The sequence below is a fragment of the Streptomyces sp. NPDC002867 genome, assembly GCF_053591895.1.
The window spans coordinates 150759-172519 of record NZ_JBSFUR010000011.1 but is presented as its reverse complement, the minus strand read 5'-3'; the positions used below and the strand labels follow the sequence as shown (position 1 = coordinate 172519).

Genomic DNA, 21761 nt, shown 5'->3' with positions numbered 1-21761 from the left:
CCCGGCCCCGCGCTCAGAAGTCCGCGAGCGTCGGTTCGTCGAGCCGCGCCACCGAATCCTGCGCGTACGCCTTCACGTACGCCTCGCGAACAGCCTCGATGAACGGATCACGCTGACGCGCCTCGGTGGCCGGGTAGAGCAGGGTCAGTTCGTACGAACGCTCTCGCTCGATCGTGCCGTTGGAGTCGCGCCACTGCCCGCTGCCCTCCTGGATCGTGAGACCGTCGGGGAAGCCCGGCGTCACATGGCGGTCGATGAAGGACATGAACTGCGCGTCCGTCACGGCCGGGCCGCCGTCGGGGCGCTCGGTGCCGAAGAACAGCCGTGTCTCGACGTAGCGTTCGCCGCGTTGCACCTGGGTGGTGGCGGAGGAGGCGATGGACACGGTCCGCTCGCCGTCGAGTCCGTCCCGGGCGGTGGGCGCGGCGACCGCGAGTACGGCGATGACGGTGCCCAGGGCGGTGAGCAGCGTCCGGTGCTTCACGGAGCGGGCGTGGGGGCGCGACGGGTTCGGGGAGGACAACGGATGATCCCTTCGTTCGGTTCGGACCGCGGCGACAGGGCCGCCGCGCCGTGACCCGGAGCCGCAGGCGCGGCGCCGCACGGCCCGGCGGCGGACGGCCTCACTGTGGCAAGCGCGCCCGGTGCCGCGGCGGGTGGATCACCTACGTCGTCCGGAAACCACCCGCATGAGCGCAAGGTCCGGAACACCGGCCGGCAGCCCTCGCCCGGATCGCCCGAGCGGCCGGCCGATCTCGTGATCTCCGGCTGCACCGCGATGACCCATGACAGCGGCCGGGAGCTCATGAGGACCGCCGGCCACCGGCGCTGGACGTTCCCCTCGTCGCCGAACTCGCCGCGAAGCGGCCGGAGCTGACGCGTGGCAAGGAAGGACAGGGCATCCAGCGGCACGAGACCCGACCCACCGGCGCGCGGGCCGTGGGGCATCGTGCGTTCGAAGCCTCACGCGCCCGAATGGGTGAATACCTCAAACGGCAGAACCGATGAGGCCTCGTGACGTTAATTCCGGTGCGGGCGAGTGCCCCGCGATTCTCTCCTGAAGGCAGGGAGCCCATGAGGCAGGTTCACCGAAAGGGCCTGGCCACCGTGATGCTCACGGGTGGCGCGCTGGCCATGGCCACCGGCTATGCGCACGCCGACTCGAACGCGGACGGCGCCGCCGTCGGATCACCCGGCGTACTGTCCGGCAACGCGGTGCAACTGCCCGTCGACGTCCCGGTCAACGTCTGCGGCAACACCGTCAATGTCGTCGGGCTGCTCAACCCGGCGGCGGGCAATTCTTGTGCCAACGTCTCGTCCTCGGGCGGCGGGCAGTCAGGCGCGCAGAGCGGCGCCTCGCACAGTTCCGGCGGTGCCGTCGCCGACGGCGACACCGCAGGCTCGCCGGGCATCCTGTCGGGCAACGGCGTCCAGCTGCCCGTCGAGGTCCCGGTCAACGTCACCGGCAACTCCGTTAACGTCGTCGGCATCGGCAACCCGGCCGACGGGAACACCTCGACGAACGTGTCCGGCAAGCCGCCCGTGAAGGCCGCAACGCCGCCGAAGGCCGCCCAGTCGCAGAAGCCGTCCGACCGGGCCTTCGCCCCGAAGGCGGCCGGCGGGTCGCTCGCCGAGACCGGCGCCGCCACGTCGGCGTTCGCCGCGTCGGCGGGCGCGGCCATGGTGCTCGGTGGTGTGGTGCTCTACCGCCGCTTCCGCCCCGCCCAGGTCTGACGCTCCGCACCACCGTCCGCAGTCCGGGGCGCGTCTCCCGATGAGGCCCGCCACGACTCCAGGACGGCATCGATGTCCGCCGCCACCCGGACCCGTGCCTGGTGGCGGTCGACTCCGGCCGCGAGCAGGGCGTCGTACTCGGTGTCGAGGTGCCGTACCGACGCCCTGACCGCGGCCGTGACCGCTCCTTCGTCCAGGGACCGGCCGGCCGCGGTCCTCCCCACCCGGCCGCTGCCGCGCACCGACGCGTGCGCCGCGATGCCGGCGGCCCGCTCGGGGGGACACAGGGGGAACAGCCGCAGGATCTCCGCCGTCAGGGTCGCGGTGAACCGCACGTCCTCAGCCGCCCGGCGCTCGGCGTCCCGGGCACGCCGACGGGCCCGCGCCTCCGCGTCGGCCAGACAGGCCGACTCCGCGCAGGCGAGCGCGGCCTCCTCGACCAGCAGTCCCTGGCGCTCGTAACGGCTGTGGCGGCGGTTGAGGCGGACCACGACCGCGAACAGCGAACTGCCTTCTCGCGCACGGCGGGTGAGGGCCGCTCTGCCCCGCGGCAGATACACCAGGTGCCCCAGATCAGCGCAGTCCAGGCAGACCGGGACACCGGACTCCAGCACATGCATCTCCAGCGGCCCTTGGCGGCACTCCCCGCAGTGCCTCCCCCTGAGCGGCTGGACGACCACCAGGTCCATATCGGCAGCGTACCCAGCAGATACGCTCCGCTCCCATGACGCTTCACTGTGCCGTGCTCGACGACTACCAGGACGTCGCGCTCACCCTGGCCGACTGGTCCTCACTCGCCGGTTCCGTCGAAGTCCGCTCCCTCCAGGGGCACTTCACCTCGGAAGAGGCTCTCGCCGCCGAAGCGGGCGACTGCGAGATCCTCGTCGTGATGCGCGAGCGGACACCTGTCACCGCGTCGCTGCTCGCACGGCTGCCGCGGCTGAAGCTCCTGATCACCTCGGGCATGCGCAACGCCTCCATCGACCTCGAAGCGGCGGCGCGCCACGGCGTCACCGTCTGCGGAACGGCCAGCAACTCCGAGCCGCCCGCCGAGCTGACCTGGGCGCTCATCCTGGGGCTCGCCCGGCATGTGACGGCGGAGGGCACGGCGCTGCGGGAAGGCGGACCGTGGCAGTCCACCCTCGGCACGGATCTGCACGGCAGCCGGCTCGCCCTGGTCGGTCTCGGGAAGATCGGCGCCAAGGTCGCCCGGGTCGGTCAGGCCTTCGGCATGGACGTCATGGCGTGGAGCCGCCATCTCACGGACGAGCGGGCAGCGGAACACGGCGTGGAGCGGGCGGCGTCGCTCGAAGAGCTCCTCGAGGCGGGGGACTTCGTCTCGGTGCACCTGCAACTCTCCGACCACACACGCGGGCTGATCGGCGCCCGTGAGCTCAGGCGGATGCGCCGCACCGCCTACCTGGTCAACACCTCGCGGGCCGCGATCGTCGACCAGGCGGCCCTGGTGCAGGCGCTGCGTGAGGGGTGGATCGCGGGCGCCGGCTCCGACGTGTTCGCCCAAGAGCCGCTGCCGGCCGACGACCCGCTGCGCACCGCGCCGAACTTCCTGGGCCTGCCCCACCTCGGATACGTCACACGGCGCAACTACGAGGGGTACTTCCGGCAGGCGGTCGAGGACATCGCCGCCTACCTCGCCGGCAGCCCCGTCCGTACGCTCGCGGAACCGGCGGCACGGGTCTGAGAAGCGACCGGGCGGGCCGCGTCGCCGCCCGCCGTCCGGGCCGGGGCCTCTAGCGCACGCCGGGCGCCGCGGCGCCGATGAACTCGGACAGCGTCTCGCGCGCCTGCTCCGAACGCTGCGCGCGGTCCCCCTCGTCCGGCGCCTCGTGCATGCAGTTCGTGACCTCGAAGGCGGCGGCGGCCAGGTCCAGCGCCTGCGCGTCGTCGCACACCAACTGCACCCGGATCAGCGCCTGATGGGCGCTGGAACGCAGCCGGTACGAGTCGATGCGCGCCTCCTCGGCGGCGGCGCTGCCCGGGGCCTCCTTCGCCCGGTGCCAGCGGTCGTTCTGGCCGCGCCGGTAGTCGACGAGGGCCCCGGCGAAGGCGCTGTACGCCGTGATCCGTTCCTGGCGCAGCTGCTCCGCGCGGGCGAGGGCGGCGCTGCGCTCGGCCGTCTGGCGCTGGAACAGGTGCGTCGCCACCGATCCGAGCAGAGTGCCGATGACGGCGATGACGGCTGTCCACATGTGCGCGCTCCAGAGCTGCGGTGAATCGTGGGGGCGGGCGCGGGCCGTGGTGGCCGGCTTCGCCCGGTGGCGGAACCCATCAGATCATCGCAGTGGACAACGGCGTCAAGAGAAAGGTCCGGCCGTCACGCCGCAGCAGTCGTGCCACTCGGCCTACTGGCGGTAGCCGCTCAGGAAGCGGCCGATGCGGCTGATCGCGGCGTCGAGGTCGTCGGCGTGCGGCAGGGTGAGGATCCGGAAGTGGTCGGGGCGGGGCCAGTTGAAGCCCGTGCCCTGGACGACCTGGATCTTCTCGCGCAGCAGCAGGTCCAGGACGAACTTCTCGTCGTCATGGATCGGGTGGACCTTCGGGTCCAGCCGGGGGAAGGCGTAGAGCGCGCCCTTGGGCTTGACGCAGGAGACGCCCGGGATCTCGTTCAGCTTCTCCCACGCACGGTCGCGCTGCTCGTGGAGCCTGCCGCCGGGCGCCACCAGTTCGTGGATGGACTGCCGGCCACCGAGTGCGGCCTGGATGGCGTACTGGGCGGGCGCGTTGGCGCACAGCCGCATCGAGGCCAGCATCGTCAGGCCCTCGAGATAGTTGCGGGCGTGCTGCCGCGGGCCGGAGACGACGAGCCAGCCGGAGCGGAAACCGGCGACGCGGTACGTCTTGGACAGGCCGCAGAAGGTGAGGACGACGAGGTCGGGGGCGAGCGCGGCGGCGGGGTGGTGCACCGCGTCGTCGTACACGATCCGGTCGTAGATCTCGTCGGCGAACACCATCAGCTGGTGGCGGCGGGCCAGGTCGAGGATGCCCTCCACGACCTCGCGCGGGTAGACCGCGCCGGTGGGGTTGTTCGGGTTGATGATGACGACGGCCCGGGTGCGATCGGTGATCTTGGACGCCATGTCGTCGAGGTCCGGGTACCAGTCGGACTCCTCGTCGCACAGGTAGTGCACCGCTGTGCCGCCCGCGAGCGTGGTCACGGCGGTCCACAGCGGGAAGTCCGGGGCCGGGATGAGCACTTCGTCGCCGTCCTCCAGGAGCGCCTGGACAGCCATCGAGACCAGTTCGGAGACACCGTTGCCGAGGAAGACGTCGTCGACGTCGACATCGGCGAGACCCATGGCCTGGTAGCGCTGGGCGACCGCGCGGCGGGCCGAGAGGATGCCGCGCGAGTCGGTGTACCCGTGGGCCTGGGGCAGCATCCGGATCATGTCCTGGACGATCTCCTCCGGCGCCTCGAAGCCGAAGAGCGCGGGGTTGCCGGTGTTCAGCCGCAGGACGCTGTGGCCCGCCTCCTCCAGCGCGTTGGCGTGTTCTATCACCGGACCGCGGATCTCGTAGCAGACCTCGCTGAGCTTGCTCGACTGCCGGAACTCCATGCCGTGCCTCCAGGGCTCAATCGTGTACTTGGTTTTACCAAGTTCGAGCTTGGAAAGTCCAACAACATGTCTAGACTGCGTCGCATGCCACGTGAGACGCGCCGCCGGAGCTATGACCAGTACTGCGCCGCAGCCCGCGCCCTGGACGCGGTCGGCGACCGCTGGACGCTGCTCGTCGTCCGGGAGCTGCTGGCCGGTCCCCGCCGCTACACCGACCTGCACGCCGACCTGCCGGGTGTCAGCACCGACGTCCTGGCGACCCGGCTGAAGGACATGGAGCGGGACGGCCTGGCGACCCGACGCCGGCTGCCGCCGCCGTCGGCCGCGTACGTCTACGAGCTGACCGAACGGGGACGGGGCCTGCTGCCCGTCCTGACCGCACTGGCCGGATGGGGCGCACCGGACCTCGCCGAGTGCAGACCCACCGACGCCGTCCGCGCGCACTGGTTCGCCATCCCGCTGCTGCGCGCTCTCCAGGCGCGGGGAAGGGCGGGGGTGGTCGAAGTGAGGCTGGACGAGGGGGTGTTCCATCTGCGGCTGGGGGACGCCGAGACCTCCCCGTACGGTGACGGGCCCGCCGACGCGCCCGACGTGTGCCTGACCCTCGACGCCGAGACCTGCGTCGCGATCGGCAGCGGGGACCTGACGGTCGAGGAGGGCGTACGGGCCGGCCGGATCAAGGCGGAGGGCGACGCGGCGCTCGTCGGGGTGCCGGGGGCCTGAGGGGGACGGAGCCGGCCACGCCGCTGCCGCGTCGCACGATGTCGCCACCGCGCCGACGGTGCGGTTCTCGCCCGGGTGATGATGGGGCCGTGCGACTGGAAGCGATCACCTGGGAGCGGCTCGCGGAGGCCGTGGCCGAGCGGGTGCTGACGACCACCGCTCAAGACGGCAGCCCCTGGCTGCGCGTCGGAGTCGACGGCGCACCCGCCGCCCGGCCCGGTGAACTGGCGGAGCGCATCGGCGAGGTGCTCCGGCTGCGTGGACGTGGCGTGCTCGTCGTCGGCACGGGCGGTTTTCTGCGGCCGGCGTCGCTGCGCTACGAGTACGGTCGCGAGGACCCCGACGCGTACTACGGCTCCTGGTTCGACACGGGCGCGCTGTGGCGCGAGGTCTTCGGGCCTCTGGAGGCGGGCGGCAGCGGGCGGGTGCTGCCGGACCTGTGGGACCCGGCGACGGACCGCGCGACCAGGTCGGCGCCTGTCCGACTGCCCCCGGGCGGTGTGCTGGTGCTGCACGGGCCGTTCCTGCTCGGCCACTGGTTCCCCTTCGACCTGACCGCGCATCTGCGGCTCTCGCCGGGCGCGCTGGAGCGCCGCACCGACGAGCGGGAGCGCTGGACGCTGCCGGCGTACGCGCGGTACGAGGACGAGGTCCGTCCCGCCGAATCGGCCGACGTCCTCGTACGCGCCGACGATCCGCGCCACCCCGCCTGGGGCGGACTGCCCTGAGACCGCTCCGTCACGGGCGACCGCCGACCAGCGTCACCGCCCTGGAACCGGCCCGGCAGCCCTCCGCCGCTGCCGTGGCGGCGTCCGCCCCCGCGAGGCGCGCGGCGAGGAAGGCGCCCGTGAACGCGTCCCCCGCCCCCGTCGTGTCCACCGCCTCGGCCGGTCCGGCCGGGACGTGTGCCGTGACCCGGCCCGACTCGGCGACCAGGGCGCCCCGTCCGCCCAGCGTCACCACCGTGAGCGGCACGATCCGGCTGAGCTTCGCCGCCGCGTCCGCCGCGTCGGGCAGGCCGGTGAGGAGGCGGGCCTCGTCCGCGTTGGGGAACAGGACGTCCGCGCCGTCGAGGGCCGACAGCACGTGCTCGACGCCCACTTCGGCGATGAAGCCCGCCGATGCCGGGTCCACGCTCACCGGGACGCCCCGTTCCCGTGCCGAACGCATCGCCAGGCCGGCGGCCCGCATGCTCGCGGCGGAGAACAGGAGGTAGCCCGACAGGTGCAGATGCCCGACCCCGTCGAGCAGGGACGGCGCCCAGTCCTCGGGGCCCAGACGCAGCACCGCGCCGCTGTCCGTGAGGAAGGTGCGCTCGGCGCCCTCGTCGACGAGGGCCACGACGGTGGCGGTCGGCGCCTCGGCGTCGGGCACCAGAAGCGGACGCACGCCCGCCGCCATCAGCCGCTCGGCGTGCCACGCCACGTCGGCCTCGCCCGCGCGGGCGAGCAGCCGCACGTCGGCGCAGCCCCAAAGGGCGGCCCAGCAACAGACGTTGGCCCCCGCGCCGCCCGGCAGGATGCGGATACGGGCGGCCGTGTCCGTGCCTCGCGCGAGCGGCGTCCGATGACGTGCCACGACGTCCGTGACGACGTCCCCGACGACGAGCAGCCCCGGCGAGCCGTCCACCGGCCCGGTCCCGTCCGCCTCTCCCGTCCGGCCGGGCGCCCTCGTGCCGCCCGTCACGCGTACGCCGCTGCGATGCGTGCGGCGAGTCGCACGTTGCCCCGCACCGCCGCCAGGTTGGCCTCCAGCGAGGCGCCCTCGGTGTAGCGCATCAGCCGTTCCAGCAGGAAGGGGGTGACGGCCTGTCCGGTGACGCCCTCCTCCCGCGCCTCGCCGAGCGCCCGTGCGAGCACCCGGTCGTGCAGCGCGGGGTCCAGCTGGTCCTCGACGGACACCGGATTCGCCACGACCAGGGCGGAGTACGGCTCGGCCAGCAGGTCCTTGGCGTGCATCACCGCGGCGACCTCCTCGGGGGTGCGGAGGGTCCAGTCGACCGGTTCGCCCGAGGACGTCAGGTAGAAGCCGGGGAACCGGTCGGTCCCGTAGCCGACGACGCCCACCCCGAGCGTCTCCAGTCGCTGGAGGGTGGCCGGGACGTCAAGGATCGACTTGACGCCCGCGCACACCACGGTGAGGCCGACCTGCGCGAGCAGTCGCAGGTCGGCCGACTCGTCCTGCGTCTCGGTCCAGCCGCGGTGCACACCGCCCAGCCCGCCCGTCGCGAAGACGGGGATGCCCGCCCGGTCGGCGAGGAACGCCGTGGCGGAGACCGTCGTCGCCCCGCTCGCCCCGGTCGCGAGGGCGGGGGCCAGATCGCGGTGGCCCAGCTTGCGCATGTCCGGATCGCCGGCGACGCGCTCCAACTCGGTCTTCCCCAGGCCGATGTGCGCCCGCCCGTCGAGCACGGCGATCGTGGCCGGCACGGCTCCCTCGGCCCGTACCAGCGCCTCCAGTTCTTCGGCCACGGTCAGGTTGCGGGGGCGCGGCAGTCCGTGCGCGATGATCGTCGACTCCAGGGCGACGACGGGCGCGCCGGCGTCGAGCGCCTCCCGTACCTCTTCGGACACCGTTATCGCGGTCTTCACCATGTCCCCATCCCTGGCACGGCGGCGGGTCGCCCAAACGTGGGCCGCGGGGCGCACGGGTGCCCCGGCCGTGCGCCGCGTGCTCCCGTCCGACCTGTGCGCTCGCGACAACCGGTTCTACGCGACCGTCTCGAGCCGCGCAGCGTGGACGAGCGGGCGGCGTGGCTGGACGACGGCACGGTGGCGTACGGGCTGTCCCCGGGCGACGTCCGGTCGGTCCCGGCCTCCGGCACGGGCCCCGTCTCGTCCCGCCGCCCGCTCACGCGCGCGTCATCGCCCGCCGTACCGCCAGCGCGGCCATCGGCAGCAGCAGCACCGCCCCGATCGCGTTCAGCCAGCCGTACCCGGCCTGCGCGACCACGAGACCCGCGGCCGCCCCGCCCAGACCGGCCGCCGTGTTCATCGTCAGGTCCGACAGGCCCTGGACCGCCGCCCGCGCCGGCTGCGGCACGGAGTCCGTCAGCAGCGTGGAGCCCGCGACCAGACCCGCCGACCAGCCGAGGCCCAGCAGGAACAGACCGAGCGCCGTCCGGCCGTGGCTCGGCCCCGCCGTACCGGCCAGCAGCGCGGCCGTGCTGAGCAGGCCGGCCGCCAGCCCGATCACGGCCAGCCGCCCGATACGGTCCGCCAGCCAGCCCATCAGCGGCGAGAACGCGTACATGCCCGCGATGTGCCCGCTGATGACCAGGCCGATCAGCTGGATCCCCGCACCGTGGTGGCTCAGCGCGACCGGGGTCATCGACATGATCGACACCATCGCCGTGTGCGAGACGGCCACCGTGACCAGCGCCAGCTGCGCCATCGGGGAGTCCTGCACGGCCCGCACGCCCGCACGCAGCGAACGTCCCTCGGGAGAGCGGTCGGCAGGCGACAGCGCGCGGGCGGTCAGCAGCGGGTCGGGGCGCAGCAGGACCAGGACCACCACCGCCGAGACCAGGAAGACGCCCGCCGCCCACAGGAAGGGGCCCGCGGCCGCCGGTATGCCGATGCCGGACACACTGCGTCCGGCGGGCGAGGCGATGTTCGGCCCCAGCACCGCCCCGATCGTCGTCGCCCACACAACCGTGGAGATCGCCCGCCCGCGCCGCTCCGGCTCGGCCAGGTCGGCGGCCGCGAATCGGGCCTGCAGGTTGGCCGAGGAGGCCGCGCCGAAGCCCGCCATGCCGAGCAGCAGGAGCGGGAAGCTGCCGACGACGGCCGCCAGCACGACCACACCCGCGCCGAGCGCCCCGATGAGATACGCGAGGACCAGGCCCGGCCGCCGCCCCCGGGCGGTCATCAGGGCGGCCAGCGGCACCGAGAGCAGCGCGGTCCCGGCCACGGTCGCGGTCGGGGCGAGACCGGACAGGGCTTCCGTACCGCTGACTTCCTGCGCCAGGACTGCGGCGAGCGCGATTCCGGTGGCGAGTCCGAGGCCGCCCAGGATCTGGCTGGCGATCAGCACGGCGTTGACACGGCGCCGCAGTGCCGGGAGCTCGGCGGCCCCGATCACCGGGGACTCTGATATGTCAGGAGCGTCTGGGCTGGTGGTCACTGACGCAGTGTGCCAGCGGCCGCGCCGGTGCGAAACCGCGCCGGCGCCCGGTCAGAACAGCGGCTCCGGCAGCACGCCCTCCAGCGCCAGCAGCCTGCGCTTCGTCTCCAGGCCCCCGCCGAAGCCGCCCAGCCCCCCGTCGCTCTCCACCACCCGATGACACGGCACGACGACGGGCAGGGGATTGGAGCCCATCGCCGCCCCGACCGCCTGGGCCGCGCCCGGCTGGCCGACCCGTGCCGCGAGATCGCCGTAACCGACGACCGTCCCGAACGGCGCGGCGGCCGGCAGCTCTCGCAGCACCTGGCGGTTGAAACCCGCCGACAGCGACCAGTCCAGCGGAAGATCGAAATCCCGCCGCCCGCCCTCGAAGTACGCGTGCAGCTGGCGTATCGGCTCGGCGAGGCGCCCGGTCCCGGTCTCGGCGGGCGGCGCACCGAGCCGGTCCGCCAGCTGCTTCAGCGCCCGGTCCCGTATCGCGGGCCGCGCGTGGAACACCACGCTCACCAGGCCGTCGCCGGTCGCGGCGAGCAGCAGCGGCCCGATGTCCGTGGCGACGACGCTCCACTCCAGGGTGTTCCTGCCGGTGGTGTTCATGCGGACCACGGTACGACCGGGCACTGACAGTCCGTCCGGGAGCGGACGTCAGCTCACCGCGTTCCGCACGACGTCCGGATTGTTGGTGATGATCCCGTCCACCCCGAAGGCGTCCACGCGCGCGGCGCCCGCCGCGTCGTTCACCGTCCAGGTGTTGACCCGCAGCGGCTTGCCGTGCGCGCCCTTGAGCGCGTGGACGGCGGCCACGTACTCGGCGGTCAACGAGGTGTGCGTGGGGTTGATCTGGTCGGTGAACGCCGCGTACGCCGGCAGATCGGCGACCGCCGGCGTACCGAGGAAGCCGGTGGTGAGGTCCGGCCGCTGCTGGTGAACGGCCTTCACACTGTCCGCGCCGAAGCTCTGGATGACGAGCCGGCCCGCCACGTGCCGGCGGTCCAGCCAGCCCTCCTCGCCGAGCACCCGGAGGGTGTCCTTCTCGATGCCCGGGTACAGCTCGGGCTTCTTGATCTCCAGAAGGAGCTTCTGGTTGTTCTCGTCGACGCGGTTCAGGTACTGCTTGAGCGTCGGCACGCGCGCGCCGCCCCACTCGGCGCCGCGCCAGCTGCCCGCGTCGAGGCGGGCGATCTCGGCGGCGGTGAAGTCCTTGACCTTCCAGGGCGCGCGGTCGGGGAAGACCTGCTCCACGTCGGTGGTCCGGGCGAGTGAGTCGTCGTGGACGACGACGAGCTCGCCGTCCTTGGTGCGCTGGACGTCGTTCTCCACCCAGACGAAGCCCATCCGGTCCGCGAGGTCGACCGCCGCGAGGGTGTTCTCGGGCGCGTAGGCGGAGGCGCCCCGATGGGCGATCACGAGTGGTTCGTCCTGCTGCGCCACGGCTTCCGGGGTGCCGGAGGCCGAGCCGGGCGCGAGGAACACGGCGATTCCGAGGGCAGTGGCGGCCAGGGCTGCGACGGGGCGTGCGTCCACGGGGGATTTCCTCACGTCGTCGGATCACGGACGGGCCGAGAGTGACAGTTGTCGGCCAACACGGGACAGGCGAAGTATGGCCACAACCTGAACGGACCGCGTGCGGGGAACCACCCGTGTCTCCCATGTCGACAAATCGCCGCCCCGGCGTTTGCATCCCGTTCCGCGGGCCGTACTCTCGCCCACAACCGGACGTTCGCTCCCGGATGCGCGGGGGACGCGGGTATCGCGGAGCAGGCAGGGGGCACCGGGCACAGGGGATCACACGGGGCGAAGGGCGCAGGGGATGCAGGGCACGGTGGACGGTTTCGGCTATGGCCTCGTCACCCCGGTGGCGGCCTATCTCATGGCCTGCCTGGGCGGCGCCCTGGGCCTGCGCTGCACCACGCGGTCCGTGCGCCACGGCCGCGGCTTCAAGGCGGCGTGGCTGGCGCTCGGCGCCACGGCCATCGGCTCGGGGATCTGGACGATGCACTTCATCGCGATGATGGGGTTCACCGTCCAGGAGGTCCCCATCGGCTACGACAGGCCGACCACCTTCGCGAGCCTCGCCGTGGCCGTCGTCATGGTCGGCATCGGGATCTTCATCGTGGGCTACCGCGGCGCGACCTTGATGGCGCTGGTCACCGGCGGGACGCTCACCGGACTCGGCATCGCCTCCATGCACTACCTCGGCATGGCCGGAATGCGACTGCAGGCCGTCCTGGAGTACGACACCCTCACCGTCGCGCTCTCCGTGGTGATCGCCGTCGTCGCGGCGACCGCCGCGCTGTGGGCGGCGGTGTCCGTGCACGGCTTCCTGGCGAGTCTCGGCGCCGCCCTCGTGATGGGCATCGCGGTGAGCGGGATGCACTACGTCGGGATGGCGGCGGTGAGCGTCCATCTGCACCCCACGATCGACCTGGCCACCGCCGGTGACTCCCCGGTCGGCGTGCTCGCACCCGTCCTCGTGGGACCCGCGGTCTTCCTGCTGCTCGCCGCCGTCGTGGTGATGTTCGACCCGCTCCTCGTGCTGGGCGAGCCGGAACACGGGTGGCCCGCCCGCGACGAGGGCCGGCGCGCGGGAGTCCCGGCCCGGGCAGGGGCGCAGGCGGGGCGCCGCCCGGCCTCCTGGGCCGCCGACCGCGCCCGCCGCCGGCGCTTCGCGGACCACGACAGCCGCTGAGCGCGGTCCCGTGGGGCCGGCAGGCGCCGGGCCACGGGCAAAGCTGCTGGTCGCAGCGGCTCCGGCCGGTGGCCGGGACCCCGCGGGGGCCCGGCGTCCGCCGCGGTTCACCCCCGGCTGTCAGTGGCGGGTCGTACGGTGGATTCCATGCGGCCCGTTTCCAAGATCGAACGTACGGTGGCGCCTTTCGAGGTCGTCAGCCCCTACCAGCCCAGCGGCGACCAGCCGACGGCCATCGCCGACCTGGAGCGGCGTATCCGCGCGGGCGAGAAGGACGTCGTCCTGCTCGGCGCGACCGGCACCGGCAAGTCGGCGACCACCGCGTGGATGATCGAGCGTCTTCAGCGCCCCACCCTGGTGATGGCGCCGAACAAGACCCTGGCCGCCCAGCTGGCGAACGAGTTCCGCGAGCTCCTCCCGAACAACGCGGTGGAGTACTTCGTCTCGTACTACGACTACTACCAGCCCGAGGCGTACGTCCCGCAGTCGGACACCTACATCGAGAAGGACTCCTCGATCAACGAGGAGGTCGAGCGCCTGCGCCACTCCGCGACGAACTCGCTGCTGACCCGCCGCGACGTCGTCGTGGTCGCCTCCGTCTCCTGCATCTACGGCCTCGGCACACCGCAGGAGTACGTGGACCGCATGGTCCAGCTCAAGGTCGGCGACGAGATCGACCGCGACCAGCTGCTGCGCCGCTTCGTCGACATCCAGTACACGCGCAACGACATGGCGTTCCAGCGCGGCACCTTCCGGGTCCGCGGCGACACGATCGAGATCTTCCCGGTCTACGAGGAGCTCGCCGTCCGCATCGAGATGTTCGGCGACGAGATCGAGGCACTGTCCACCCTCCACCCGCTCACCGGCGAGATCCTCAGCGAGGACCAGTCGCTGTACGTCTTCCCCGCCAGTCACTACGTGGCCGGCCCCGAGCGCATGGAGAAGGCGGTCAACGGCATCGAGGCCGAGCTGGAGCAGCGCCTCGCGGAGCTCGATAGGCAGGGCAAGCTGCTGGAGTCCCAGCGGCTGCGCATGCGCACGACGTACGACATCGAGATGATGCGCCAGATCGGCTCGTGCTCGGGCATCGAGAACTACTCGATGCACTTCGACGACCGCGAGCCCGGCTCCCCGCCCAACACCCTCCTCGACTACTTCCCCGAGGACTTCCTGCTCGTGATCGACGAGTCCCATGTGACGGTCCCGCAGATCGGCGCGATGTACGAGGGTGACGCCTCCCGCAAGCGCACGCTCGTCGACCACGGCTTCCGGCTGCCGTCCGCACTCGACAACCGTCCCTTGAAGTGGGAGGAGTTCAAGGAGCGGATCGGCCAGACCGTCTACCTGTCCGCCACCCCGGGCGCCTACGAGCTCTCGCGCGGCGACGGTTTCGTGGAGCAGATCATCCGGCCCACGGGTCTTGTCGACCCGGAGGTCGTCGTCAAGCCCACGGAGGGCCAGATCGACGACCTGGTCCACGAGATCCGGCTGCGCACGGAGAAGGACGAGAGGGTCCTCGTCACCACCCTCACCAAGAAGATGGCCGAGGACCTCACCGACTACTTCCTCGAACTGGGCATCCAGGTCCGTTACCTCCACAGCGACGTCGACACCCTGCGCCGCGTCGAGCTGCTGCGTGAACTGCGCGCCGGCGAGTACGACGTCCTGGTCGGCATCAACCTCCTGCGCGAGGGCCTCGACCTCCCCGAGGTCTCGCTGGTGGCCATCCTGGATGCGGACAAGGAGGGCTTCCTGCGCTCCGGCACCTCCCTGATCCAGACCATCGGCCGCGCGGCGCGCAACGTCTCCGGCCAGGTCCATATGTACGCGGACAAGATCACGCCCGCGATGGAGAAGGCCATCGACGAGACCAACCGCCGCCGGGAGAAGCAGATCGCGTACAACACGGAGAACGGCATCGACCCGCAGCCGCTCCGCAAGAAGATCAACGACATCGTCGCGACGATCGCGCGCGAGGAGGTCGACACCGAGCAACTGCTCGGCACCGGCTACCGCCAGGCGAAGGCCGACAAGGCGGGCAAGGCCGTCAAGGCCCCCGTGCCCGCGCTCGGCACGTCGGGTGCCAGGAAGGGCGAGGTGGTCAGCGACCGCCCCGCGGCCGAACTGGCCGGAATCATCGAGGAGATGACCGATCGGATGCGCGCGGCCGCGGCGGAGCTGCAGTTCGAGGTGGCCGCGCGACTGCGCGACGAGGTCAGCGAGTTGAAGAAGGAGCTCCGCCAGATGAAGGAGGCGGGCCTCGCCTGAGGCTGGCAGCGGACGCTGTGTTGCAAGACCGACACAAAATCGGGCGGACGGTCCTGCTCCGCCGTCCCGACTGCGTAGGGTGCAGGTCAACCGCACATTTGGGCGGTGGCAATTCTCAAGAAGGGGACAGCGCGTGACGGTCAACATGACCAAGGGCCAGGCCATCAGCCTGCAGAAGAGCGACGGGGGCATCCTCACTGCTGTGCGGATGGGGCTCGGCTGGCAGGCGGCTCCGCGCCGTGGTCTGTTCGGCTCGCGCACCCGCGAGATCGACCTCGACGCGTCGGCCGTGCTGTTCGCCGACAAGCAGCCGGTGGACGTGGTCTTCTTCCGCCACCTCGTCAGCGACGACGGTTCGGTCAAGCACACCGGTGACAACCTGGTGGGCGGCGCCGGTTCCGGCGGCGACGACGAGGCGATCCTCGTCGACCTGCAGCGGGTGCCGGTCCACATCGACCAGATCGTCTTCACGGTGAACTCCTTCACCGGCCAGACGTTCCAGGAGGTGCAGAACGCCTTCTGCCGCATCGTCGACGAGACCAACGGCCAGGAGCTCGCCCGCTACACGCTCGACGGCGGTGGCCAGTACACGGCGCAGATCATGGCCAAGGTGCACCGCGCGGGCGGCGGCTGGCAGATGACCGCCCTGGGCAACCCGGCCAACGGCCGTACGTTCCAGGACCTGATGCCGGCGATCCTGCCGCACCTGTAGGCGTTCACCGCAGGCCCGGACCGTATCGACGGACCCGCAGCTCCCGGAGGCATCGCCGCCGGGAGCTGCACCGCTTGCACCGCACGACGCGAACCGCCGGCCGCCCGCGCACCGGCGACGCCGCACGACATCCGACGCACACACCACGCGTACCGCAGAACACCGAGGGGACAGAGCGATGACGGCCGAGCTGGTCCGGGGGCAGAACCACCCCCTGCCGCACACCCGGCTGGAGGTACGGGTGTCGGCCGGTCATCCGGTCGTGGCCTGCGCCAGCTACGTCGACGACCGCGGCACAGGGCGCGAGGAGTGGGTCGCCCATCCCGGCGCCCGCGCGCTGCCCGGCGTCGAGGTGCCCGAACAGGCCGACCGGGCGCCCCGGTTCACGCTCCAGCTGGACGCCGTGCCCGAGGCGGTGCAGCAGATCAACGTGCTCCTCGCGCTCGCGGACGGGGGCGGTCCCGACCGCTTCGGCGCCACCGCGGCGCCCTTCGTCGCCGTCGTCGGCGACGACGGCGACGAGATCGCCAGTTTCACCATCACCGGCCTCGACACCGAGACCGCGCTCGTCGCCGTCGAGGTCTACCGGCGCCAGGGCGCCTGGAAGATCCGTGCGGTGGGCCAGGGCTACGAGGGCGGCCTCGCGGACCTCCTCGCCGACCAGGGCCTCGCCCGCGCCCGGGAGGTCGCCGCCGGCATCCAGGCGACCGTTGCCCTCCCGGCCCCCCGCACCGAACCGGCGCGGCTGGCCACGAGCGCCGACGCGGGGCCGGTCGCGCCCGCCGCACCCGACCAGTCCTCCGCCCCCGACGCGACGCCGTCCGGCGGCCGTTCGCTCTCCGACGGGCTGTCCGTGCCCGCGGCCCAGGCCGCGGCGGCCTCCGCGGGCCCGCAGCACACCCCGGGGCCGGACACGCCGCAGGTCCCGAGCGGCCCCGTCGACTACACGCACCCCCGGCGTCAGTCGGCGGCCCCCCCGCCGCCCCCGGCCGCACCGCCGGCGGAGCCCGGCCGCCCCTCCGCGCCCGTCGCGGGCGACGCCACCGGCTGGTCGATGGAGGAGCGCCTCTACAACCAGATCTGGGGCATGTTCGAGGACCTGGCCAGGACCGTCGCCGCGTACCGCAGTGCGGTCGAGTTCGCCGAGAACCGCATGGACAAGGAGCTCGACCAGGTCCTGTCCGACCCGCGCAGCCGCATCGGCAGCGGCGGGGACGCGGCGCGGGCCGCGGCCCGCGCCAAGTACGAGCAGCTGACCGACCAGGCCCGGCAGGTCCTCGACCGCGATCTGGCCCAGCTCACCGCCGAGGCGGAGGTCGTCGAGCCCGCGCTGCCACCGGCCTTCGCGCGCTGGGACAACCCGGTCTGGCACGCCTACCGCGTCCCGATGGAGATCCCCATGGCGCTGCGTATCGGGGACATCCACCTGCCCGAGAGCCCCGAACTGCGCCTCCCGCTGCTCGTACGGCTGCCGCTGGAGCGCGGGTTGTGGGTGGACAGCGGACGGTCGAGCTCGGACGCGGCCATGGCGCTGGACGAGGGAGTGCTGCGCCGGCAGGCCGCCGACACGGCGGTCGCGCTCGCGGCCCGGCTCGTCGCGGTGTATCCGCCAGGCGAGTTCTCGGTGCATGTGATCGACCCCGCGGGGTCGGCGGCCGGGGCCCTGGCCCCGCTGGTGGGCTCGGGCGTGCTCGCCGGGCCGCCGGCGGCAGGAGCCCAGGGCGTGAGTTCCGTCCTCGCCCGGCTGACCCAGCGGGTCGACCTGGTGACGATGGCGCTGCGCGGTGACGCGGCCGACTCCCTGCCGCCGGATCTCGACCGGGCCGAGCAGCTCCTGATCGTCAACGACTTCCCGCACGGCTTCGACGACCGGGCGGTCACCCAGTTGCGGTACCTCGCGGACGAGGGACCGGCCGTCGGAGTCCATCTGCTGATGGTCGCCGACCGCGAGGACGCCTCCGCCTACGGCCCGGTGCTGGATCCGCTGTGGCGCTCGCTCCTCCGGATCACGCCCGTGCCCGACGACCACCTCGCCGACCCCTGGGTGCGGCACGCGTGGACGTACGAACCGCTGCCCGTGCCGCCGGGCAGTGCCGTGCTGCGTCAGGTGCTGGGCCAGGTGGCCGACGCCCGCCGCTCGTGGGGGCGTTGACCTGGGCACTTGGTAGCCGCTTTACCCTTTGCTTTACCTTTCCTTGGTCTTTCCTGTACTGTTCCTTGGGCGGAGGGGAGTACTCCCGACTCGCGGCGTGCCCGTCAGTACGGACCGACAGAGAAGGTCCCGGGGCGCCGGCCCGTGGTGCGGCACGACGCCGCACGGGGTGGAGGAGACCTCCGGCAGCGACGACGCTGATCAGTAGCCGTACGAAGCCGGAGGCACAGTGGACGTTTCCATGACCCTTTGGGTGCTGACCATTCTCGGTCTCAGCGCCCTGATCGCGGTCGACTTCTTCATCGGGCGAAAGCCCCATGACGTGTCGATCAAGGAAGCCGGCATCTGGACGGTCGTCTGGATCGTGCTGGCCGCGCTCTTCGGCGTGGGCCTGCTCGTGTTCGGCGAGAGCCAGGCGTCCGGCGAGTTCTTCGCGGGCTTCATCACCGAGAAGTCGCTGAGCGTCGACAACCTCTTCGTCTTCGTCCTGATCATGGCGAAGTTCTCGGTGCCCTCCCACCTCCAGCAGCGGGTGCTGCTGATCGGTGTACTGATAGCCCTCGTGCTGCGGGCGATCTTCATCGCCGCCGGCGCCGCCATCATCGCCAGCTTCTCGTGGGTGTTCTACCTCTTCGGCGCCTTCCTCATCTACACCGCCTGGAAGCTCATCCAGGAGGCGCGCTCGGACGAGGAAGAGGAGGAGTTCGAAGAGAACAGGCTCCTCAAGTCCATCGAGAAGAAGTTCGGCGTCGCCGACAAGTACCACGGCACGAAGCTGTTCATCGCGAACAACGGCAAGCGCGTCCTGACCCCGCTGATGGTGGTCATGCTCGCCATCGGCACCACCGATGTGCTCTTCGCACTGGACTCCATCCCCGCGATCTTCGGTCTGACCCAGGACCCGTACATCGTGTTCACGGCCAACGCGTTCGCGCTGATGGGTCTGCGCCAGCTGTACTTCCTCATCGGCGGACTGCTGAGGAAGCTGGTCCACCTCAGCTACGGCCTGTCGGTGATCCTCGGCTTCATCGGCGTCAAGCTGGTGCTGCACGCACTGCACGAGAGCGGGGTGCACGTCCCCGAGATCTCGATCCCGTTCTCGCTGGCCGTCATCTGCGGCGTGCTGGTCGTCACGACGATCACCAGCCTGATCGCCTCCAGGAAGCAGGCCGAGCGGGAAGCGGCCGAGGCCGGGCAGGCTGCCGGCGAGGATCATGCCGAGAAGGACAGCATCGACGCCTGACCCACCAGGCCCGGTCATCCGCGGTGACAGCCCGGCCGGGGCGAGGACGAAAGCCCTCGCCCCGGCCGGCTGCGTATCCCGCCTCCGGACCGGTCCCTCTCCGCGGCCTCCGGGGCTGGGTGAGCGCGCCGGGTGCCCGGGTTTTCCGCAGGGCCGGTGCCGCCTCCACGGCTGTCTCCGGCTCCGCATACCGTGGCGTGCGACAGCCCCGAGCGCCGAGGACGTGAGAGCCATAGCCGCACGCCGAGACCAGACCGCGTCCTCCGCCCTGGTGCCGCTGCGCGCCGTCGAAGCGCCCCGGGGCGCCGTCCTGCTGTTGCACGGCGGCCGGGCCGACGCCCTGGAGCCGCCGCCGGTCGTCAATCTGCCCGCGGTCCGGATGCGTCCCTTCGCCAGGTCCCTCGCACGAGCCACCGCCGGCCACGCCATCGCCCTCGGCCGGGTGCGCTACGTCCACCGCGGCTGGAACGGGGAGCGCGCCGACGCGGCGCGGGACGCGACGCGAGCCCTGGAGGAGCTGTCCCGGGTGACCGGTCCCGTACCCGTCGTCCTGGTCGGCCATTCGATGGGGGGCCGGGCCGCCCTGCGCGTCGCCGGGCATCCCCTGGTGTCCGCCGTGGTCGGGCTCGCGCCCTGGTGCCCTGCGGACGAACCTGTCGATCACCTGGCGGGCCGGCGTGTCGTCCTGCTGCACGGCGACCGGGACCGGGTGACCGACCCGGCCGACACCTGGGCCCTCGCCGCCCGTGCCCGGACCGCGGGTTCGGAGGTCTGCACACTGCCGGTGTCCGGCGGTGACCACGCCATGCTGCGCGGCGCCGCCGCCTGGCACGCCCTGACCACCGCGGTGGTCACCGGCCTGCTGGGCCTGGGGCCGCTGCCGGCGCGCGTCGCAGAGGGCTTCGCCGCGCCCGCGACCGCCCCGCACGTGCCCGCTCAGGCGCCGGAGCCGTCCGGAACCGCACCCGCTCAGGCGCCGGAGCCGCCCGGTACCGCACCCGAGCCGGCGGCCTGAGCCGGAAGGCCGGGTACTACCAGCCGCGTTCGCGCCACTCCGGCAGCTTCGGGCGCTCGTCGCCCAGCGTCGTGTCCTTGCCGTGGCCCGGGTAGACCCACGTCTCGTCGGGGAGCCGGCCGAAGAGCTTCTCCTCGACACCGCTCAGCAGATCGGTGAACGCCTTCGGATCGTCATGGGTGTTGCCCACACCGCCCGGGAAGAGGCAGTCCCCGGTGAACACATGGGGATGCCCGTGCGGGTCGTCGTAGACCAGCGCGATCGATCCCGGGGTGTGGCCCATGAGGTGACAGGCAGTCAGCTCGACGCGGCCCACCCGGATCGTGTCCCCGTCGTCCACCAGGACATCGGTGGGGACCGGGATCCCCTCGGCGTCGTGGCGCCCCGCGTACGTCCGGGCGCCCGTCGCCGCGACCACCTCGGCGAGTGCCTGCCAGTGGTCGCCGTGGCGGTGCGTGGTGACGACCGACGCGATCGAGTCGTCACCGATGAGCCGCAGCAGGGTGTCGGGCTCGGCGGCGGCGTCGATGAGCAGCTGCTCGCCGGTGGCCCGGCAGCGCAGCAGATAGGCGTTGTTGTCCATCGGGCCGACCGCGACCTTGGAGATCATCAGGTCCGTCAGTTCGTGCACGTCCGCGGGCCCGCCGACCTTCACCACTCCGCTGTAAGTCATAGGTCTCAGCCTATAGCGGGGGCAGTACGGGCAGCGGTCCTCCCGACGCCTCCAGCACCGCGCCGTCCCGCCGTCCCGCGAGCCAGCCCAGCACGTCCGCAGCCGGCCCGGACACCGTCACCTCGGCTCCTTCGTCGCCACCCGTGCGCCACTCGCCCCCGGTGGTGCGGACCCGCGTCGGCGGGACGTTCGCGGCGCCCCGGAAGCGCTGAGCGAGGAAGTCGGTCTCCCGCTGGGTGAACTCCTTCGACAGGTCCTCCAGCTCGTAGCCGATGCCCAGGTCGACGTGGTGCAGCTCCACCTCGATCAGGCGGCGGAACGGCACCCGCGCCGCGCGGTCGGTGATGCCGTTGCGCAGCTCGACCGTGCGGTCCCAGTCCGCGGGCACGGAGCCGGCGTCCTGGAAGCGTGCGGCACTCTCCCGCAGGTCGTCGAGCTGCGCTGCGAGGGGCCGGGGGGCGTCGCGCTCGATGTCGGCGTTGCGTGCCTCGCCGCTGACGTACATCGGGCGGCCCTGGAGAACATTCACGAGCGCGTCGGCGTTACGGGAGATGTGGGCCAGTACATGGCCGAGGGTCCAGCCCGGCAGCCGTGACGACCGTGCCACGGCGGCGTTGTCCAGTGCGGCGACGGCGGTGAGGAGCCGGTCGGTCGCTTCGCGTACGGAGCGCAGGTCGTTCAGAGGATCGATCACGAGGCAGACCCTAGCCCTCGGTACTCGTTCGGGTGAAGGAATCGGCAGGCGTCCATAAATCGAATGCGCGTGCTATACGCTCGGTGGAGGCATCCTTGAAAGTCAGGCATTCATCCATCTGGCGGCCCCCCTAGGCTTGGAACAGTCTGGGACGGGGG

General features: G+C 72.2%; 21 protein-coding genes. 10 read left to right on the top strand and 11 right to left on the bottom strand.

The features are described from left to right. Positions 1 to 13 precede the first annotated feature (13 nt). The gene (locus ACWD0A_RS14145; RefSeq protein ID WP_451297822.1) at positions 14 to 484 is read right to left on the bottom strand and encodes a DUF3574 domain-containing protein; all 471 of its coding nucleotides are present in this window, start codon (positions 482 to 484) and stop codon (positions 14 to 16) included. Between the two features lie 590 nt (positions 485 to 1074). Between ACWD0A_RS14145 and ACWD0A_RS14140 the strand changes: the two genes are divergently transcribed. Beyond that, a complete protein-coding gene (locus tag ACWD0A_RS14140; protein ID WP_451297820.1) occupies positions 1075 to 1734 on the top strand; it encodes a chaplin in 660 nt (219 codons plus the stop codon). On the opposite strand, the gene ACWD0A_RS14135 is transcribed toward ACWD0A_RS14140, so the two are convergent. Further along, entirely contained in the window at positions 1704 to 2423 is a 720-nt protein-coding gene (locus ACWD0A_RS14135; RefSeq protein ID WP_451297818.1) for a DUF2293 domain-containing protein, read from the bottom strand. The two genes, ACWD0A_RS14140 and ACWD0A_RS14135, sit on opposite strands and share 31 nt — an antisense overlap. A 35-nt stretch (positions 2424 to 2458) precedes the next feature. Between ACWD0A_RS14135 and ACWD0A_RS14130 the strand changes: the two genes are divergently transcribed. Then, complete coding sequence (locus tag ACWD0A_RS14130; protein WP_451297816.1) at positions 2459 to 3436, top strand: D-2-hydroxyacid dehydrogenase family protein; 978 nt, start codon at positions 2459 to 2461, stop codon at positions 3434 to 3436. A 49-nt stretch (positions 3437 to 3485) separates the two neighbouring features. On the opposite strand, the gene ACWD0A_RS14125 is transcribed toward ACWD0A_RS14130, so the two are convergent. Further along, entirely contained in the window at positions 3486 to 3944 is a 459-nt protein-coding gene (locus ACWD0A_RS14125; RefSeq protein WP_451297814.1) for a hypothetical protein, read from the bottom strand. A gap of 153 nt (positions 3945 to 4097) precedes the next feature. Further along, positions 4098 to 5309, bottom strand: coding sequence for a pyridoxal phosphate-dependent aminotransferase (locus ACWD0A_RS14120; protein ID WP_451297812.1), 1212 nt, complete (start codon positions 5307 to 5309; stop codon positions 4098 to 4100). 66 nt (positions 5310 to 5375) lie between these two features. Here ACWD0A_RS14120 and ACWD0A_RS14115 point away from each other — a divergent pair, with 66 nt between their 5' ends. Both ACWD0A_RS14115 and ACWD0A_RS14110 read left to right on the top strand, forming a co-directional pair. Continuing rightward, a complete protein-coding gene (locus ACWD0A_RS14115) occupies positions 5376 to 6032 on the top strand; it encodes a winged helix-turn-helix transcriptional regulator (RefSeq protein WP_451297810.1) in 657 nt (218 codons plus the stop codon). Between the two features lie 89 nt (positions 6033 to 6121). Next, positions 6122 to 6760, top strand: a complete 639-nt coding sequence (locus ACWD0A_RS14110) for a uridine kinase (protein WP_451297808.1) — start codon at positions 6122 to 6124, stop codon at positions 6758 to 6760. A 10-nt stretch (positions 6761 to 6770) separates the two neighbouring features. On the opposite strand, the gene ACWD0A_RS14105 is transcribed toward ACWD0A_RS14110, so the two are convergent. From ACWD0A_RS14105 to ACWD0A_RS14085, 5 genes are all read right to left on the bottom strand, one after another. Then, positions 6771 to 7661: a carbohydrate kinase family protein gene (locus ACWD0A_RS14105; RefSeq protein ID WP_451297876.1), complete on the bottom strand. Its 891-nt coding sequence runs from the start codon at positions 7659 to 7661 to the stop codon at positions 6771 to 6773. Positions 7662 to 7714: 53 nt separating this feature from the next. Continuing rightward, positions 7715 to 8626 (bottom strand): pseudouridine-5'-phosphate glycosidase, encoded by a 912-nt coding sequence (locus tag ACWD0A_RS14100; RefSeq protein WP_451297806.1) that lies wholly within the window; start codon positions 8624 to 8626, stop codon positions 7715 to 7717. 256 nt (positions 8627 to 8882) lie between these two features. Then, positions 8883 to 10157, bottom strand: a complete 1275-nt coding sequence (locus ACWD0A_RS14095; protein WP_451297804.1) for an MFS transporter — start codon at positions 10155 to 10157, stop codon at positions 8883 to 8885. A gap of 51 nt (positions 10158 to 10208) precedes the next feature. Next, positions 10209 to 10754 carry a methylated-DNA--[protein]-cysteine S-methyltransferase gene (locus ACWD0A_RS14090; protein WP_451297802.1) on the bottom strand — a complete coding sequence of 182 codons (546 nt, stop codon included), beginning with the start codon at positions 10752 to 10754 and terminating at the stop codon, positions 10209 to 10211. A 48-nt stretch (positions 10755 to 10802) separates the two neighbouring features. Next, entirely contained in the window at positions 10803 to 11681 is an 879-nt protein-coding gene (locus ACWD0A_RS14085; protein WP_451297800.1) for a glycerophosphodiester phosphodiesterase, read from the bottom strand. 286 nt (positions 11682 to 11967) lie between these two features. On the opposite strand from ACWD0A_RS14085, the gene ACWD0A_RS14080 reads away from it, so the two are divergent. The 6 genes from ACWD0A_RS14080 to ACWD0A_RS14055 all read left to right on the top strand — a co-directional run bounded on the left by ACWD0A_RS14080 (position 11968) and on the right by ACWD0A_RS14055 (position 20236). Then, positions 11968 to 12846 (top strand): MHYT domain-containing protein, encoded by an 879-nt coding sequence (locus ACWD0A_RS14080; RefSeq protein WP_451297798.1) that lies wholly within the window; start codon positions 11968 to 11970, stop codon positions 12844 to 12846. Between the two features lie 147 nt (positions 12847 to 12993). Next, positions 12994 to 15114 carry an excinuclease ABC subunit UvrB gene (gene uvrB / locus ACWD0A_RS14075; protein ID WP_451297796.1) on the top strand — a complete coding sequence of 707 codons (2121 nt, stop codon included), beginning with the start codon at positions 12994 to 12996 and terminating at the stop codon, positions 15112 to 15114. A 133-nt stretch (positions 15115 to 15247) separates the two neighbouring features. Next, positions 15248 to 15826, top strand: coding sequence for a TerD family protein (locus ACWD0A_RS14070; protein WP_451297794.1), 579 nt, complete (start codon positions 15248 to 15250; stop codon positions 15824 to 15826). Between the two features lie 178 nt (positions 15827 to 16004). Further along, a complete protein-coding gene (locus tag ACWD0A_RS14065; protein ID WP_451297792.1) occupies positions 16005 to 17978 on the top strand; it encodes a TerD family protein in 1974 nt (657 codons plus the stop codon). Between the two features lie 229 nt (positions 17979 to 18207). After that, positions 18208 to 19221 carry a TerC/Alx family metal homeostasis membrane protein gene (locus tag ACWD0A_RS14060; protein WP_451297790.1) on the top strand — a complete coding sequence of 338 codons (1014 nt, stop codon included), beginning with the start codon at positions 18208 to 18210 and terminating at the stop codon, positions 19219 to 19221. Positions 19222 to 19444: 223 nt separating this feature from the next. Continuing rightward, a complete protein-coding gene (locus ACWD0A_RS14055) occupies positions 19445 to 20236 on the top strand; it encodes an alpha/beta hydrolase (RefSeq protein ID WP_451297788.1) in 792 nt (263 codons plus the stop codon). Between the two features lie 16 nt (positions 20237 to 20252). Here the strand turns inward: ACWD0A_RS14055 and ACWD0A_RS14050 are convergent, their stop codons facing one another. Next, complete coding sequence (locus tag ACWD0A_RS14050; RefSeq protein ID WP_451297786.1) at positions 20253 to 20909, bottom strand: MBL fold metallo-hydrolase; 657 nt, start codon at positions 20907 to 20909, stop codon at positions 20253 to 20255. A 10-nt stretch (positions 20910 to 20919) separates the two neighbouring features. Continuing rightward, the gene (locus ACWD0A_RS14045; protein ID WP_451297784.1) at positions 20920 to 21603 is read right to left on the bottom strand and encodes a maleylpyruvate isomerase family mycothiol-dependent enzyme; all 684 of its coding nucleotides are present in this window, start codon (positions 21601 to 21603) and stop codon (positions 20920 to 20922) included. Positions 21604 to 21761 lie beyond the last annotated feature (158 nt).